Origin of the sequence: Tepidibacter aestuarii, assembly GCF_934924865.1 — a bacterium.
GTDB lineage: Bacteria > Bacillota > Clostridia > Peptostreptococcales > Peptostreptococcaceae > Tepidibacter_A > Tepidibacter_A aestuarii.
Window position 1 is genome coordinate 1,457,589 of sequence record NZ_OW235315.1, and the last position, 16,680, is coordinate 1,474,268.

Genomic DNA, 16,680 nt, shown 5'->3' on the forward strand with positions numbered 1-16,680 from the left:
AGGAAATTATATACTCTTTAACCTAAATAACATACATTATATATAGTATGAAAAAAATAAAATCTGTTCTTTCATAAATGAGTTTTTAATTTCAACTATATATTATTGGACTAATGATAATGCAATCTAGAAATTCCTAGTAGAAAAATAAATTCAAATCTTTTACCTAATTAGTAAAAATATTAATTAATATATCCCGTAATAACTTGTAAATATTATTCTATCAATATAAAATTAATAATTATAAGTATTTTGTTTTTAAGAGATTTTATAAAAAATATAAAATTAACATAGGGGGTAATTGGGGATGGATCAAAAAATAAAATATGCTAAAAACGGTATGTTAGATCGTAAAAGATCGCTTGATTTTTTATGTGATGAAGAAATAAGAAAGGCTAAAAACTTTCACGAAAGTTTTCCTCAATATACAAGAACACCTTTAGTTAAGTTAGATAATTTAGCTAAAACTTTAAATTTAGGTGGAGTATATGTAAAGGATGAATCTTACAGATTTGATCTTAATGCATTTAAAGTACTTGGTGGATCTTTTGCAATGGGGAAATATCTTGCAGGTAAACTAGACAAGAATATATCAGAGCTTAGTTTTGAAAAGTTAACAGATGAAGAAACAAGAAAAGAATTAGGAGAAATAACTTATGTAACAGCTACTGATGGCAACCATGGTAGAGGAGTAGCTTGGACTGCAAATCAACTTAAGCAAAAATCAGTAGTATATATGCCAAAGGGGTCTTCTTTAACTAGACTTGAAAATATAAGAAAAGAAGGATCAGATGCTAGTATAACTGATATGAACTATGATGATGCTGTTCGTCTTGCATCTGAGGATGCTCAGAAAAATGGATGGGTAGTAGTTCAAGATACAGCTTGGGAGGGATATGAAGAAATCCCTACTTGGATTATGCAAGGGTATGGAACTATGGCACTCGAAGCTTCTGAGCAGCTTAAAGAATACGGAGTTGAAAGACCAACACATGTATTTGTTCAGGCAGGAGTTGGATCTTTAGCAGGCGCAGTTCAAGGATACTTTGCATCAGTATATAAAGAAGATTGTCCGATTACAGTTGTTGTAGAATCAGATTTAGCTGATTGCTTATACAAATCTGCTTTAGCAGGGGATGGAAAGCCAAGGTTTGTAGGTGGAGATATGCAAACAATTATGGCAGGTCTTGCTTGTGGGGAACCTAACACTATAGGATGGGAAGTTTTAAAATCGTACACTTCGATGTTTGTATCTTGTCCTGATTGGGTTGCTGCCAATGGAATGAGAATTTTAGGAAATCCAATTAGAGACGATGAAAGAGTAATTTCTGGAGAATCAGGAGCAGTGTCAGCAGGTCTTGTACATGCAATAATGACAAGAGATGATATGAAGGATTTAAAAAAGCAACTTAAATTAGATGAAAGCTCAAAAATACTTTTATTCAGTACAGAAGGAGATACAGATCCTGATAAGTATAGAAGTATTGTATGGAACGGTGAGTATTCTGGTTAAAAAGGGTGGAAATTTTAAACATAAAAATAGATAAAATAATAAGAATACAAACTTAGGGGATGATACCATGTGGAATTTAATTACCTTAGAAGAAGCACACAATAGATTAGCTTGTGTGAAAGAAGGAAGTAGTGAGTATGTAAATTTAGAAGAATCTATAGATAGGATTGCATCGGAAAATATTTATTCAGATAAAAATCTTCCTGGATTTAAAAAATCTATGTTTGATGGATATGCTGTAAAGAGTGAGGATATCTCTAAACTTGAAAGCTTAGAGATAATTGGGAACGTGACTATGGGTAAAGAACCTAAATTTACAATTAAATCAGGCCAATGTTCATATATAACAACAGGCGCTATGCTTCCAAATGGAGCTAATACCGTTGTTATGGTAGAAGATTGTGATGTAGAAGAAAATCATATAAGAATAAATACAACTTTAAATGCATGGGATAATATAACCTTTGAAGATGAAGACTTAAAGCAAGGTGATATATTAGTTAAAAAAGGTCAAATTATAAAACCATATCATATAGCGGTATTAGCAGGGGTTGGAATAACAGATATAAAAGTTAAAAATAAGATAAACATAGGGATAATATCTACGGGAGATGAGATAGTATCTCCTTATGATGAGTGTACTATACCGCAAATAAGGGATATAAATGGATATTATTTAGATGCACAATGTAAAACGCTTAGATGCAACTCAAAGCATTATGGAATAGCAAAAGATGATAAAATAGAATTTGAAAGATATGTTCAAGATGCCTTAAGGTATAATGATATAGTTATATTATCAGGGGCAAGCTCTGTTGGAGCTAAGGACTATACACCTGAGATAGTTGAAAAACATGCAGATGTGTTATTTCATGGTGTGGCTATAAAACCAGGAAAACCAACTCTTGTAGCTAAAACATCTGATAATAAGTATATAGTAGGTCTTCCAGGAAATCCTCTATCGTCAGCTGTCTCATTTAAACTTATTTTAAGCAAAATTATAGACCAGATTTATGGAACTTGTAATAAAGAATTTAAATTAAAATATATAATGAAAGAAGATTGTATAAATAAATATAATAGGGAGTTTTATGCGCCAGCTAAGATAGAGGGAAATGAGGTTAAAGTAATTAATGTTAAGTCATCTGCCATAAGTGTTATGCTAAATATAGATGGATTTATAAAAATAGATAAGGACCAAACTATAATTAAAAAGGGTGAGGAAGTAGAAATCATAATCTAAGGGGGATTAAAAAAATGAATTTTAAAAAGCTTTTCTCTTTTATGTTAGTTTTATTACTTGGATTTTCGGTAATAGGTTGTGGTGAATCTAGTACTGAAAAAAAATTAGATATTATGGTTAATGCAGGTCTTAAAAAACCCATGGGAGAACTTATTGAGAAGTATCAAAAAGAAAAAGGTGTAGTAATAAATGTAAGCTATGGAGCATCAGGAAGTCTTTATTCTCAAATACATACAGGACAACCTTGTGATATATTCTTCTCAGCTAATTATAAATATATAGATAAGATCGATAAAGAAGACAAAAGATTAAAAATGGGAAAAAATATTTTTAAAGAAAAATTAGTATTAGTTGTATCAGAGGATGCAAAGGACAAGGTTAAATCAATACAAGATATAATTAAGGAAGATGTTACTTTAGCTATAACGGATAAAAATGCTCCGGTTGGGGTGTATTCTGAAACAGCACTTAATAATTTAGGAATGTTAGATAAGTTAAATGAACAAGAAAATATTAAAGCCAGACCATCTAATGTTGCAAACTCAGCGATGCTTATAAGAGAAAATCAAGTAGATGCAACTTTATTATATAAAAGTACTGCTGTTATGAATGATTTATCTATAGTTGATGAAATTGATAATTCATATTCTGGGGATATAGTATTTGGCGTAGCACTTTTAAGTGAAGAAAATGAAGAGTTAGCTAAAGCTTTCTTAGTATATCTAGAAAATAATTACGATATGTTTGAAAAGTACGGATTGGAATTTATAAAGTAGATGAAAAGAGATTATATAAAAATATTTTTTATACCATTCATACTTTTTTTAATATTTTCCCCAATATTTATGTTGATTATTAATACAGATGTTAATGGAGTGTCAGAAATTTTAAATGATCAATACTTTTTGTATAGCGTAAGAAATACCTTAATAGCAGGTACCATAGCATCTATTATATCAATAGTTTTTGCTTTGGGATTTGGGTACTATCATTTATTTTTTAAAGATACACTTTCTTATAAATTCATAAATGTAATAAATGAGCTTCCTGTTGTACTGCCTCACACTGTAGCTGGACTTGCACTGCTTTTGGCATTTGGAAGAAATACAATGGGATTTATAAGTAATACAGGACTTGCTTTTTCTTTTAGTGCTTTGATTATAGGTATGGTGTTTATATCTTATCCATTTGCAGCTAGAACTTTATCTTCATCTATAGATCTTATAGATGAAAATATTATAAATGTAGCTAGAACCTTAGGTGATTCACCTCAGGAAGCATATTTTAAGATTGTTATTCCTCACATAAAAAAATCTTTGATTTCTGCGTTTTTATTATCATTTTCAAGAACAATAAGTGAATTTGCTGTTTTGATGATATTTGCAGGAAATATGCCTAGAAAAACTCAAGTTATATCTTCTTATGTTTTTACAAAAATTGAAGAAGGTGAGATAGAGTTGGCTATAACTGCGAGTATATTTTCATTGGTATTTTCATTCATATTGATATTTTTAATGAAGTTTATTGAAGGGAGAAATACGGAAAATGCTTGAAATAAAGAGACTAAAAAAAATCTATAATAATAAGATAGTACTAAATGACATAAACATAAGGCTAGAGAGTGGAATTAATGTTATAGTCGGACTTAATGGAACTGGAAAGTCTACTTTATTGAAGAGTATATCTGGAATAATAAAAGTAGATAGCGGAAGAATACTATTAAAAGGAAGGGATATAACAGATCTTCCTCCAGAAAAAAGAAATATAGGTTATGTTCCACAACAACCTTATTTATTTTCTCATATGAGCATAAGAGATAACATTATGTATGGTTTAAAGAAAAAGTCCGAAATACCTGATGAGATAAAAGAAGCTGTAGAATTTTTAGGAATGGGAAAATATCTTGATTTAAAGCCTAGAGAGTTAAGCGGAGGTTATAGAAGCAGGGCCTCACTACTTAGAGCCTTAGCTATAAAGCCTGAGCTTATGATTCTAGATGAGCCTACGAGTTCTTTAGATATATATTCAAAGCAAACTCTAATACCGTATTTTAAAAGTGTTTTAAAGCAATTTAATATACCAGCTATATATGTTACTCATGATCCTTGGGAAGGTAAGGAAATCGGTGATAACTTTATATTCTTAAGTGAAGGGAAGCTTATAAAGACTAATTCTTCTGATGAAGCTTTTCTTAGAATGAAAAAATACTTAGCATAAAATTATATTTATGCTAAGTATTTTTTATTCTAATATTAATTCATTATCATTTACCATATTTCTTATCCATTTAAATGATTTAAATCTCCATCTTATAAATTTAGTGATTTCCTCAATACCAGTAAATAAAATAAGTGGATATACTGGTAGATGATGATAAATTAATGAATTTTATTAATAAGAATTTTAATAAATTATTTAGAATATATTTAAGTGAAGAGGTGATTTAATGAATTCTAATTTAGAAGGTAAGGTTATTAGAGATTGTATTCATGGAGATATATTTCTTAGTGATAATTTTTTAAAAATAATAGATACACCTGAATTTCAAAGACTTAGAAGAATTCGTCAACTTGCTATAGTCAATTTATTATTTCCATGTGCAGAACATACGAGGTTTTCTCATTGCTTAGGAACATTTCATATTATGAGAAGGATTATAGAACATTTTGAAAAAGAGTTTGAAAATATAAATATGAGCATTGATAGTAGAGATAAGGAAGTAGCATTAGCAGCTGCATTACTTCACGATATAGGCCATGGCCCTTTTTCACACACATTTGAGGAGATATATTCAAATAAAAGTATGAATCATGAGATGTGGACAATCAGAATAATAACAGACAAAAGTACTACTTTGAACAAAGTACTAGTAGAAAATTTTGATGAAGATTTTCCAGAAGATGTAGCACGCCTTATAGATAAATCAGCATATAAACAAAATTATTCAGATGAAAAAATAGATTTAAACTTTATACTGTCATCTTTAGTAAGTAGCCAAATAGATGCTGATAGAATGGACTACATAATGAGAGACTCTGTTCATACAGGTGTTAGCTATGGGAAAATTGATATATCTAGGATAATAAAATCTATGACTATAAAAAAGAATGAGAATAAATACTTTTTATGTATATATGAAAAATATTTGCCAGATATAGAATCTTATCTTTTATCCAGATATCAAATGCATAAGGGAATATATAACCATAGCTTTAAATGTGAAATGGAAGGAGTAATAAAAAAGATATTTTTTAGAATGAAAGAATTATTTAAATTTGGTAAGCTAAATGAATATATGATTCCAAATGGTATAATACCTATACTTACAGACAGGGAATATACATTAGAAGAATATATATCAACAGATGATTATACTTTATTATATTTATTTAGTGAACTTAGAAGAAGTGAAGATTTGGTACTGTCCAAGTTGTGCAAATGTGTTATTGATAGAAATAAATTCGAGCAAATAGATAATAATGAAAATATTGAGCCTTATAAATCGAAGCTAATACATGAGCTACAAGAAATAGGATATGAAGTAAAAGATTTAAAAAAAGAGTATTTTTGGTTAGAAGTTTCAAAAAATTATAGCGCTTATGAAACTAATAAGGACAATATACTTGTATATAGCAATAAAGGAAAGATAAAAGACCTAGCTGAGGTTTCAAATATAATATCTCCTAGTGTATGTGGACGAAAAACTGATATTTTTATAAATTATGATATATTAAAAAACATTAACAAAATATGATTGAAAAAGTATGTATAAATTTTACATTTAAAGGATATAGTGTAGATATTAATAAACAAGGAGGAAGTTATGAATATTGATAACTACAAATATATCGATAAAAGTATAAATTATGAAATACCTATAAATGACTTAAATAATATAGTTCAACTAGTATCAGCAAATGAACAGCTTGGTTATGATTTTAATTCAAAGCAAAAACTATTTATAGATAATATTTTTTATGATTTTTCTATGATATTTCAAAAAAATAAGTTCTATATAGATAGTGAATATGATAGAAGTATAATAGCTAAAAACAATAAATATACTATAAAATTATTTGGAGAATCAAGAGAATATACATTATCATTTGAAAATGATAAGAAAAATTTAAAAGAATTCATACTGCATATAAATCCAAATAAATCAAAGTTTGGAATTCTATCAGAAGATTGTGGATGGTATATAAATTCAAATGGTAATGTATCTAGCTGCAAAGAAATTCAATACAATGACTGTGATTTTTTAAAAGAAGAAATAAAAAAATTAAGATCATTAAAATATGAAAAGATAAATGCGGCTAAATATATAGAGAATCTAGATTTTAATATATCTTTATTTAAAAATAAGACCTTAGTTGGAGAATGTAAAAATTTAAAAGATGTATTTGATAAAATATCTGGCCTATCTGAAAGCTAAAAATTGAGTTTTACTTTATAGGGATATTAAGCAATCACAAGCTGGATTTAATATGTTAAAATATAGTAAGTACATAATTAGGTTGAGGAAAATGGAGTGATTGTATGTTTAGAACTATAAGATGGTTTATTTATTTTTGGTATAGTTTAATATCGCTAATACCAGATGTAAAAAAGGTAAAGAAGTTAGATGAGCAAGGAGATATAGCTCAAAAAGATCAAATAGTGTATGAAAAGGCCTCTAATTGGGCTAAAACTCTAGTCGAGTTGAGTGGAGCTAATGTAAATATTATAGGAGAAGAGAATATACCTAAAGATGAAGCTGTATTATTTGTTAGCAATCATCAGGGAAGTTTTGATATTCCAATACTGCTAGGTTTTATAAAAAAACCTAAGGCATTTGTAGCAAAGGAAGAATTAAGAAAATTTCCTTTCATAAGTAAGTGGATGGAGTATATGAATTGTATATTCTTAAATAGATCTAATAATAGAGAATCTATAAAGGCGATTAAACAAGGTATTAATAATTTGAGGCAAGGATACTCTATGGTAATATTTCCAGAGGGAACTAGAAGTGAGGATGGTAAATTAGGAGAATTTAAACCTGGGGCATTAAAGCTTGCTACTAAATCAAAAGTTAGAATAGTTCCTATTACAATAAGTGGGTCTAATAATATTATGAAAAAAGGAAGCTTTATAATAAGCCCAGCTGAGGTTGATGTTATGATTTCTAAGGCAATAGAAATTGAGGAAGGCATGGACAAGGATACGAAATCTCTTACAGAAAACATAAGAAATATTATAAATGATAATTTAGAGTACAAGGAAAAAAATATATGATAAAAAAACAGTCTGAAGATTAATATTTTCAGACTGTTTTTTTATTGAGTAATAAAGAAAAGATTCATTAAATATAATATACTGTACCTTTATTATGAATAAAGAGTTTAAGTCAAGGGGGATGTTTTATGTCTAAGATAATGGATATAAGAGAAGCTATTTCAAAATATGTAAAACCGGGCTGTAGCATTATGCTTGGTGGTTTTTTAGGTTGCAATACACCTTTAAGAGCTGTTGATGAAATTATAAATCAAGATATAGGTGGTTTGACAGTTATATCTACTGTTAACTCTTTTGTGGACAGTGATATAGGGCTTTTATTCAATAAGAAACTGGTAAAAAAATTTATAGGTTCTCATATAGGAACAAATCCAACTGTGGTTAAACAGTATCAAAGCGGTGAAACTGATGTTGAGTTTTTTCCTCAGGGAACACTAATAGAAAAAATAAGATGTAAAGGAGCAGGTCTTGGAGGCGTATTAACACCAACAGGAGTAGGTACATTAATGGAAGAAGGAAAACAAAAGTTGACTCTAGATAATAAGGAATATCTTTTAGAAACTCCACTTGGTTCAGATGTAACTATAATAAAAGGATTTAAGGCTGATAAAATGGGGAATATCGTTTATAAAGGAACTCCTAATGCAAATCCTATTATGGCCATGGCAGGAAATATAACTATAGCAGAAGTAGAAGAAATAGTTGAAGTAGGAGAATTAAAACCTACAGAAATAGGAACACAGGGAATATTTGTAGATGCTATTTGTTTGGGATATGACTTAAATACATACCGTGATAGAACTAGAGATATGTGTAAACGTGTTGGAATATATAAATAAGGAGGGAAAATTATGAATCCAAAAAAAAGAATAGCTAAGAGAGCTGCTAAAGAGTTTAACGATGGAATGGTTGTGAACTTGGGATTTGGAATTCCTGTTTTATCGAGTAATTATATACCAGAAGGAGTAAATGTGACTTTACAATCTGAAAATGGAATACTAAACTTTGGAGAAGTTGCAAAGCTTGGAGAAGAAGATCATACATTTTGTAATGCAGCAGGAATGCCAATAACTCCATTAACTGGTTGTTCTTTATTTAATTTAGATACATCATTTGCTATAATTAGAGGTGGACATGTAGATATAACTATATTAGGAGCTTTGGAAGTAGACCAGTATGGAAATATAGCTAACTGGGCACTTGAAAATGAAAATGGTAAATATAGTCCTGGTATGGGAGGGGCAATGGACCTTTTAGTTGGAGCAAAGAAGGTTATAGCAACTACTGTTCATACAACAAAAGAAGGTGAATCTAAAATATTAAAAAAATGCAAGCTGCCATTATCTGCACAAGGAGTAGTAGATTTGATAATAACAGAGCTTGCAGTTATGCAGGTAACAAAAGAAGGTCTTGTACTTAAGGAAATTTCACCTGATGTAACTGTTGAAGAAGTTATAAGAAAGACAGATGCAGATTTAATTATTCCTGACAAAATAGAGATTATGGAATAATGAATATTATTTATATACATAATATGGTAAAATTAACTAAATTATCATTGTAAAAGGAGGCTATCAGACTATGGATGATAGACAAGGAAGAGTACCATATGAGTATATAAAGGGGATATTTCAAAAAACAGACCCACAGATTATGGCTAAGCTTACAGGAAATGATTACGATGAAGATAATAATATATTTACACTAAAGCTTATAAATAAAACTTATAAGGTAAAATATCCAAGTGGTGATACATACAATGAAAATGGTGAGGAAGTAAGTTCATATATTATAAAGATAATGATACTAAGATATCTTGTGAATGGTAAAGGAATATCTCAAACAGGAAAAGATATAACGTTCAAGGATATTAATGGAGGACATGTATACTATAAAAACTTTTACAATAGAACAATATCGAGACTTGCAAAGATATATGGAAATAACTTAAAAAGGTTTGAGCAGGATTTTGAAAATATAGAATGTGAAAAGAGAAATATGGGGGATCTAGCCTATAAGTTCGAATTTTTAAAGAATGTGTTTTTTACATTTGTAGTATGGGAAGGTGATGAGGAATTTAATCCTTCTGCAAATGTGTTGTTTGATAGCAATATAGAATACTATTTTAATGCAGAAGATTTAGCAGTTATGGTAGATATTGTAATAACATTTATAAAAAATAAAGGAAATTTACCTCTAGATTTAGGTATGTATAAATAGTTATTAGATACAAAAAAAACCCTCCATTAAGTTGCAGCTTAATAGAGGAATTTAAAAGATCTAAAAGATCCAATAAAAATAATGCAATTGAATTATAACATAGAATTTGCATGTTGAACATGGTTTTGAGTAAAAAAAATATTTAAATTTCAAACAATCGTGATTATCTAAGCTTTAACCATGATTATTGGAATTCTAACGATAATCATGATTAGAATTTGACTAAACCTCTTTATACAAAGTTGAGTGTAAATGATATAATATACTTGTATAAAGAGGTTATTTTATTTAAAAAATAAAAAATTTAATGTTATAAACAAAGGAGAAAGTATGGATAAAATAAATTTAAGCAAAGAGAAAAAAGCAAAAATGATTTCGTCAATAAAAAAATATTTTCAAGATGAAAGAGATGAGAATTTAGGGGATTTAGCATCTTCTATGATTTTGGATTTTTTTATTAAGGAACTTGCCTCAGAGTTTTATAATCAAGGAGTGAGTGACTCATATAAATATATGAGTGACAGATTAGAAGAATTATTTGAAATTCAAAAATATTAGCTAGAAATTGGGGAGAAATTTAAAATGAAAAGAGAATTAAAAAAAGGAAGACTATATAGACATTTTAAGAACAAATTATATCTAGTAATAGATACAGTAAAGCACTCTGAAACACAAGAAGACATGGTACTATATAAAGCCTTATATGGGGACTATGGGCTTTTTGTAAGACCGCTTGAAATGTTTCTTGAAGAGGTTCCTGAAGGAAAAGTAAATCCTATGAATCAAAAATATAGATTTGAACTTATTGAAGATTAGATATATTAAGGAGGCAGTAATGAACAAGATTTGGGATGTAAAAGGAGAAAAAATACAAGGGCTATCTGTAGTTGAAAGTATACTTCACTATAAAGGTATAACAGATAAAAAAGAGATAGAAGAATTTTTAAGTGATAAGCCCAAAAAAACATACGACCCATTCCTTATAAAAAATATGAAGGAAGCTGTAGACAAGATAAAATGTCATATACAAAGCGGCAATAAAATAGTTATATTTGGAGATTACGATGTAGATGGGGTTACATCATCTGCATTGTTGGTAGAGTTTTTTTCAAATATAACTTACAATATAGATTATTATATACCGAATAGATTCTCAGAAGGATACGGTCTTAATAAAGATGCTATAAAAAGTATTAAAGAAGATATGGAAGCAGACCTAATTATAACTGTAGACAATGGAATTAGTTCATTTGATGAAGTCAACTATGCTAAAGAAATAGGTCTAGATATTATAGTTACAGACCACCATAATCCGCCTGAAAAGCTTCCAGAGTGTATAATAATAAATGTAAAGCAAGATGATGATGAGTATCCATTTAAAGAACTTTGTGGATGTGGAGTAGCCTTTAAGTTAGCTCAGGCTCTTCAAAGAGAATTAGATTTACCTAGGAGTACATTATCGGCTCCACTTGACCTTGTAGCGCTTGGAACAATAGCAGACCTTGTTCCATTAGTAGATGAAAATAGAACCTTAGTTAAGTACGGTTTAAAAAATATAAATTCAAATAAAAGATTAGGTATAGCTTCTTTAAGAAAAGAAGTTGGACTTGACGATAAAGAGATAAGTGCTGGGAGAATAGGATATGTGCTGGGACCGTGTTTTAATGCTGCGGGAAGAATTGAAGATGCAAAGCTTGGAGTAAAACTTCTCTTGGAAAAAAACGAAGATGAAGCAAAAAAAGTAGCAGCCATACTTCACAATTTAAATTCTGAAAGACAGGCTATTCAAGAAAAAGGAGAAGAATTCTGTAGGTTATTAGTAGAAACTAATTATATGAATCATGACTTTTTAGTAGTAAGAGCAGATGGAGTATCAGAAGGAGTCATAGGAATTGTTGCGGGTAGAATAAAGGATTTATTCTATAAGCCGACTTTAGTAGTAACGAAAAGTGAAGAAGGGTATCTTAAGGGAAGTGGAAGAAGTATAAAGGGTATTAATATATATGATGAACTTGTCAATGTTTCAGATTTATTCTTGGGATTTGGAGGCCACGAAATGGCATGTGGATTCTCGCTAGAAGAAGATAAGCTAGATGAGTTAAGAGAAAAGCTTGATAGAAGAGCTAAAAAAATAAAGGATATAGATTCAAATATATTTGTTCCAAAGCTTAATGTAATGACAGAACTTGATGCAGAACAATTGAGTGTAGAACTTATAAATGAGATATCAAAGCTTGAGCCATATGGTATGGCTAATGCAAAACCTCTATTTATGATTAAAGATATACAGGTAAATCCTAGTTGGACTAAGGGTTGTGGAAAGAATAATGTCCATTTAAAGCTTAGTGGAAAAAAGGGAAATACATTCTTAAGTGGAATAGGGTTTTCACTTGCTGAAAAATATGAAGCTTTAAATAATCAAAACACTGTTGATGTAGTATTTAGTCCGGAAATTAATGAATACAATGGAAAAGTTAGTCCTCAGATGGTTATGGAGGATATAAAGGAATCTAAATAATTACCACAATTATATAATGCTTAAGCGGACCGTTGCTTAAGCCCAAAACAAAGGGTATCAAAATACCGCGAATGTATTAAATATTTTTAATAAAACTAAGAATTACATCTTATTGAATATCCTGAAAGTTCTAAACTCTCTATCGGTCAGACAACGAACTTTCTTAACGGATATTCAAACGCTGTAATGCTAGTTTTATACAAAAATATTTAAATCATTCGCTAACATTTTAATACCCTTTATTTTGTAAGTATGGTTCTTAAATTTTAGATGGATTCAAAATATCGTTAATTGATATAATATAACAAGAAAACATGACAAAAAATCTAATGGAGGAGAGAGGAAGAATGAAAAAAATATTTTTACTAGCATTTATTATAGTATGTTTTACAGTTAGTCAGGTATGTGCATTCTCACCATATGTAAGCTATAATCAATATTTTAAAAGTGTAAATAAGACTGCAAAGGTTGTACTTATCGATGTGAATAATCAAACTATAAAGCCTAAGGTAGGAAGGGCTCATGGGAAAATAGCTTCTGCTGATTCTTTAAAGAATATGTCAGATATTAAAAAAACTGCTACTAATAGAATTATAGGAGGAATAAATGGAACATACTTTAGTGCATATGATGGATCGAATCTCCCTTATGGAACGCTTATAGAAGATGGTAAAGTAGTTCATATAGGAAATTATGGTTCTGTTATAGGGTTTACTAGTGATAACAAGATGATTATAGATAACCTTAATATAAATATAGATGGATATATAAATAGTGAAAAACAATTTTATGCTTGGGGACTTAATCATCCAAGAAGTGAAAAAGATGCAATAGTTATATATACACAAGAATATAATGACTCTATTTCTCCAAAAGGTGCAAAGGCAGTTATGATTGAAGATGGAGTAGTTAAGTACATAGTTGAGAATCAAGATAATCTATGGGTATCTCAAAATGGATTTATAATATTGTTTAATGAAGAAGTAAAATATTTAGTAGATAGATTTAAAATAGGAGATAAAGTATCTTATAAATGTGATTTTGAGTCACAAAATATAGATCAGACTGTAGAAGGTAATGTTAAATGGGAAGATGTTACATGTGCTATAGGAGCGGGACCAAGCCTTATAATAGATGGTGAAATAACCGCAAATGGATCACAAGAGGGATTTTGGGAAAGTAAGATAAATACGTCTCGTGCTCAAAGAAGTTTTATAGGATATACTTATGATAATAAATTTGTTATGGGAACTGTTTCAAATGCAAATTTAAAGGAATTAGCTCAGATATGCAAAGAAATGAATCTTAAGGGAGCTATGTGTATGGATGGAGGAGCTTCATCTAGCCTTTATTATCAAGGTAAGTATATAACCTTACCTGGAAGAAATATAAATAATGCACTTGTTTTTGCTGAGGAAGTTGTGAGTCAATAGAATAAAAATAAGAAATGCCTAGAATCATGATTCTAGGCATTTCTTATTTTTATTAATACTATTCCATTTCAAAACTTGCACAATCTGTTGACTCTACAGAAGTAGCATTTGGCGTATGCTTCTTAACCTCAATATGATCAAGAGTACAGTTATTAATAGCTTGAGCATGATGTTTACATTCTGTTACATCACAACCTATATGAGTATTTCCTTGGTTCATAAATACACCTCCTAAAATTGACTCAAAAATAGTATTAACTTTATGAATATATTAATTACAGGAAATTATTTACAATTAAAAACAAGTAAATTTTATATAATAAAATGGATTAATTTATGCAAGTATAGTACTTAAATATTTTAAATTAATCGTATTTATATAGGAGAAAGATGAAAAATATGGAAAAGATCAATAGATATTGACTATCAATATCTATTGATGTAGAATGTTATTTGATGAATAAAGTCAAAAGTAGCAAAAAAATGTTTAGAATGATATTTAATATCGAAGGGAGAGGTGAAATGAGAATATCAAGAAGGGACTTCTTAAAATGGTGTACAGCATCAGCTGCAGCAATAGGACTAACTAAGATAGAGTTAGAAAAATTAGAAGATGTAGTTTTTGCTGCAGAATCAGCCCCACCAGTTGTTTGGCTTCAAGGATCAGGTTGTTCAGGTTGTTCTATATCATTACTGAACACAATACAAGAAACTACAATAGATGATTTGTTAATTAACAAAATAAGCATGAAGTATCATCATAATTTAATGACTGCAGCAGGAGATCTAGCTATATCTGCTATAGATCAAACTGTTTCACAGTATGATGGAAAATTTATATTAGTTGTTGAGGGCGCAGTTCCTACAGCTAATAATGGTACATATTGTGTTTTAACTGAAAAAGATGGACAGCCATGGACCATGCTTGATGCAGTTAAAGAATTAGGATCTAAAGCTAAGTATGTTATAGCTGCTGGGACATGTGCTTCTTTTGGGGGAGTTCCAAAAGTGGGACCAAATCCTACTGGTATTAAGAGATTAGATAAAGAAATTTTAAATGGATTAACTAAAAATAAAATAATAAACCTTCCAGGTTGTCCTGCACATCCATATACACTTACGAAAACAATAGTAGATTTATTGCTTTATGGTATGCCCAATTTAGATAGAGAAGGAAGACCTGAAGCATATTATAGAGAAAAAATACATGGATTATGTCCAAGAAGAGGAACAGGTCAATCATCTCAATTAGGAGAGACCGGATGTTATAAAGGATTAGGATGCCAAGGACCCAGAACAAATAATAATTGTCCAATTAGAAAGTGGAATAATAAAGTGAATTGGTGCGTTGAATCAGGACAGCCTTGTATTTCCTGTGCATCACAAGATTTTGGAGAACAGCCAATTTACAAATTTGAATAAATTATAAAGTAAGCATTAAATTTAAGTATTAACAAAACTTTAACACAAACAACACATAAATTTCATTTTTTATACTGATTCTTTAATTATAATGAAATATAGGAAAACTTAACTATATTTTTTATAAAGGGGGACAAAAAATGAGAATATCAAGAAGAGATTTCCTAAAATGGTGTACAGCATCAGCTGCAGCTATAGGGCTAACTAAAGTTGAATTAGAAAAATTAGAAGATGTAGTTTTTGCCGCAGAATCAGCACCACCAGTTATTTGGCTTCAGGGATCAGGTTGTTCAGGTTGTTCTATATCACTACTGAACACAATACAAGAAACTACAATAGACGATTTGTTAATTAACAAAATAAGCATGAAGTATCATCATAATTTAATGACTGCAGCAGGAGATCTAGCTATATCTGCTATAGACCAGACTGTTTCACAGTATGATGGAAAATTTATATTAGTTGTTGAGGGCGCAGTTCCTACAGCTAATAATGGTACATATTGTGTTTTAACTGAAAAAGATGGACAGCCATGGACCATGCTTGATGCAGTTAAAGAATTAGGATCTAAAGCTAAGTATGTTATAGCTGCTGGGACATGTGCTTCTTTTGGGGGAGTTCCAAAAGTGGGACCAAATCCTACTGGTATTAAGAGATTAGATAAAGAAATTTTAAATGGATTAACTAAAAATAAAATAATAAACCTTCCAGGTTGTCCTGCACATCCATATACACTTACGAAAACAATAGTAGATTTATTGCTTTATGGTATGCCCAATTTAGATAGAGAAGGAAGACCTGAAGCATATTATAGAGAAAAAATACATGGATTATGTCCAAGAAGAGGAACAGGTCAATCATCTCAATTAGGAGAGACCGGATGTTATAAAGGATTAGGATGCCAAGGACCCAGAACAAATAATAATTGTCCAATTAGAAAGTGGAATAATAAAGTGAATTGGTGCGTTGAATCAGGACAGCCTTGTATTTCCTGTGCATCACAAGATTTTGGAGAACAGCCAATTTACAAATTTGAATAAATTATAAAGTAAGCATT

18 protein-coding genes are annotated in these 16,680 nt (G+C 29.8%); 17 read left to right on the forward strand and 1 reads right to left on the reverse strand.

Features of this window, described 5'->3' with window-relative positions:
• Positions 1-307: 307 nt before the first annotated feature.
• From dpaL to M2214_RS07285, 15 genes are all read left to right on the forward strand, one after another.
• Positions 308-1,513, forward strand: a complete 1,206-nt coding sequence (dpaL, locus tag M2214_RS07215) for a diaminopropionate ammonia-lyase (protein WP_248484215.1) — start codon at positions 308-310, stop codon at positions 1,511-1,513.
• Between the two features lie 67 nt (positions 1,514-1,580).
• Positions 1,581-2,756 carry a molybdopterin molybdotransferase MoeA gene (locus M2214_RS07220; RefSeq protein WP_248484217.1) on the forward strand — a complete coding sequence of 392 codons (1,176 nt, stop codon included), beginning with the start codon at positions 1,581-1,583 and terminating at the stop codon, positions 2,754-2,756.
• Positions 2,757-2,770: 14 nt separating this feature from the next.
• Positions 2,771-3,532, forward strand: a complete 762-nt coding sequence (modA, locus tag M2214_RS07225) for a molybdate ABC transporter substrate-binding protein (protein WP_248484218.1) — start codon at positions 2,771-2,773, stop codon at positions 3,530-3,532.
• 69 nt (positions 3,533-3,601) lie between these two features.
• A complete protein-coding gene (locus tag M2214_RS07230) occupies positions 3,602-4,309 on the forward strand; it encodes an ABC transporter permease (protein ID WP_248484220.1) in 708 nt (235 codons plus the stop codon).
• On the forward strand, positions 4,302-4,973 hold the full coding sequence (locus M2214_RS07235; RefSeq protein WP_248484222.1) for an ATP-binding cassette domain-containing protein: 672 nt from the start codon (positions 4,302-4,304) through the stop codon (positions 4,971-4,973). Before M2214_RS07230 ends, M2214_RS07235 begins: the two co-directional genes overlap by 8 nt.
• 229 nt (positions 4,974-5,202) lie before the next feature.
• Positions 5,203-6,510 carry an HD domain-containing protein gene (locus M2214_RS07240; protein ID WP_248484224.1) on the forward strand — a complete coding sequence of 436 codons (1,308 nt, stop codon included), beginning with the start codon at positions 5,203-5,205 and terminating at the stop codon, positions 6,508-6,510.
• Positions 6,511-6,579: 69 nt separating this feature from the next.
• A complete protein-coding gene (locus M2214_RS07245) occupies positions 6,580-7,191 on the forward strand; it encodes a hypothetical protein (RefSeq protein WP_248484226.1) in 612 nt (203 codons plus the stop codon).
• Positions 7,192-7,295: 104 nt separating this feature from the next.
• On the forward strand, positions 7,296-8,030 hold the full coding sequence (locus tag M2214_RS07250) for a lysophospholipid acyltransferase family protein (protein ID WP_248484227.1): 735 nt from the start codon (positions 7,296-7,298) through the stop codon (positions 8,028-8,030).
• A 128-nt stretch (positions 8,031-8,158) separates the two neighbouring features.
• Positions 8,159-8,869, forward strand: a complete 711-nt coding sequence (locus M2214_RS07255) for a CoA transferase subunit A (protein ID WP_248484229.1) — start codon at positions 8,159-8,161, stop codon at positions 8,867-8,869.
• A gap of 12 nt (positions 8,870-8,881) precedes the next feature.
• A complete protein-coding gene (locus tag M2214_RS07260) occupies positions 8,882-9,541 on the forward strand; it encodes a 3-oxoacid CoA-transferase subunit B (protein WP_248484231.1) in 660 nt (219 codons plus the stop codon).
• A 70-nt stretch (positions 9,542-9,611) separates the two neighbouring features.
• Positions 9,612-10,250, forward strand: a complete 639-nt coding sequence (locus M2214_RS07265) for a DUF3786 domain-containing protein (protein WP_248484233.1) — start codon at positions 9,612-9,614, stop codon at positions 10,248-10,250.
• 330 nt (positions 10,251-10,580) lie between these two features.
• On the forward strand, positions 10,581-10,808 hold the full coding sequence (locus tag M2214_RS07270) for a DUF2164 domain-containing protein (protein WP_248484235.1): 228 nt from the start codon (positions 10,581-10,583) through the stop codon (positions 10,806-10,808).
• 24 nt (positions 10,809-10,832) lie between these two features.
• Complete coding sequence (locus tag M2214_RS07275) at positions 10,833-11,066, forward strand: DUF1653 domain-containing protein (RefSeq protein WP_248484237.1); 234 nt, start codon at positions 10,833-10,835, stop codon at positions 11,064-11,066.
• 19 nt (positions 11,067-11,085) lie between these two features.
• The gene (recJ, locus tag M2214_RS07280) at positions 11,086-12,768 is read left to right on the forward strand and encodes a single-stranded-DNA-specific exonuclease RecJ (RefSeq protein ID WP_248484239.1); all 1,683 of its coding nucleotides are present in this window, start codon (positions 11,086-11,088) and stop codon (positions 12,766-12,768) included.
• A 347-nt stretch (positions 12,769-13,115) separates the two neighbouring features.
• On the forward strand, positions 13,116-14,201 hold the full coding sequence (locus M2214_RS07285; protein WP_248484240.1) for a phosphodiester glycosidase family protein: 1,086 nt from the start codon (positions 13,116-13,118) through the stop codon (positions 14,199-14,201).
• A 58-nt stretch (positions 14,202-14,259) separates the two neighbouring features.
• Here M2214_RS07285 and M2214_RS07290 read toward each other — a convergent pair whose 3' ends face one another.
• Positions 14,260-14,421, reverse strand: coding sequence for a DUF1540 domain-containing protein (locus M2214_RS07290; RefSeq protein WP_248484241.1), 162 nt, complete (start codon positions 14,419-14,421; stop codon positions 14,260-14,262).
• A gap of 302 nt (positions 14,422-14,723) precedes the next feature.
• Here M2214_RS07290 and M2214_RS07295 point away from each other — a divergent pair, with 302 nt between their 5' ends.
• Entirely contained in the window at positions 14,724-15,623 is a 900-nt protein-coding gene (locus M2214_RS07295) for a hydrogenase small subunit (protein WP_248484242.1), read from the forward strand.
• A gap of 140 nt (positions 15,624-15,763) precedes the next feature.
• Positions 15,764-16,663, forward strand: a complete 900-nt coding sequence (locus M2214_RS07300) for a hydrogenase small subunit (protein WP_248484243.1) — start codon at positions 15,764-15,766, stop codon at positions 16,661-16,663.
• Positions 16,664-16,680 lie beyond the last annotated feature (17 nt).

Coding starts and splice junctions, on each gene's coding strand:
- dpaL (WP_248484215.1), top strand. CDS start 308: ATGGATCAAAAAATAAAATATGCTAAAAACGGTATGTTAGATCGTAAA.
- M2214_RS07220 (WP_248484217.1), top strand. CDS start 1,581: ATGTGGAATTTAATTACCTTAGAAGAAGCACACAATAGATTAGCTTGT.
- modA (WP_248484218.1), top strand. CDS start 2,771: ATGAATTTTAAAAAGCTTTTCTCTTTTATGTTAGTTTTATTACTTGGA.
- M2214_RS07230 (WP_248484220.1), top strand. CDS start 3,602: ATGTTGATTATTAATACAGATGTTAATGGAGTGTCAGAAATTTTAAAT.
- M2214_RS07235 (WP_248484222.1), top strand. CDS start 4,302: ATGCTTGAAATAAAGAGACTAAAAAAAATCTATAATAATAAGATAGTA.
- M2214_RS07240 (WP_248484224.1), top strand. CDS start 5,203: ATGAATTCTAATTTAGAAGGTAAGGTTATTAGAGATTGTATTCATGGA.
- M2214_RS07245 (WP_248484226.1), top strand. CDS start 6,580: ATGAATATTGATAACTACAAATATATCGATAAAAGTATAAATTATGAA.
- M2214_RS07250 (WP_248484227.1), top strand. CDS start 7,296: ATGTTTAGAACTATAAGATGGTTTATTTATTTTTGGTATAGTTTAATA.
- M2214_RS07255 (WP_248484229.1), top strand. CDS start 8,159: ATGTCTAAGATAATGGATATAAGAGAAGCTATTTCAAAATATGTAAAA.
- M2214_RS07260 (WP_248484231.1), top strand. CDS start 8,882: ATGAATCCAAAAAAAAGAATAGCTAAGAGAGCTGCTAAAGAGTTTAAC.
- M2214_RS07265 (WP_248484233.1), top strand. CDS start 9,612: ATGGATGATAGACAAGGAAGAGTACCATATGAGTATATAAAGGGGATA.
- M2214_RS07270 (WP_248484235.1), top strand. CDS start 10,581: ATGGATAAAATAAATTTAAGCAAAGAGAAAAAAGCAAAAATGATTTCG.
- M2214_RS07275 (WP_248484237.1), top strand. CDS start 10,833: ATGAAAAGAGAATTAAAAAAAGGAAGACTATATAGACATTTTAAGAAC.
- recJ (WP_248484239.1), top strand. CDS start 11,086: ATGAACAAGATTTGGGATGTAAAAGGAGAAAAAATACAAGGGCTATCT.
- M2214_RS07285 (WP_248484240.1), top strand. CDS start 13,116: ATGAAAAAAATATTTTTACTAGCATTTATTATAGTATGTTTTACAGTT.
- M2214_RS07290 (WP_248484241.1), bottom strand. CDS start 14,421: ATGAACCAAGGAAATACTCATATAGGTTGTGATGTAACAGAATGTAAA.
- M2214_RS07295 (WP_248484242.1), top strand. CDS start 14,724: ATGAGAATATCAAGAAGGGACTTCTTAAAATGGTGTACAGCATCAGCT.
- M2214_RS07300 (WP_248484243.1), top strand. CDS start 15,764: ATGAGAATATCAAGAAGAGATTTCCTAAAATGGTGTACAGCATCAGCT.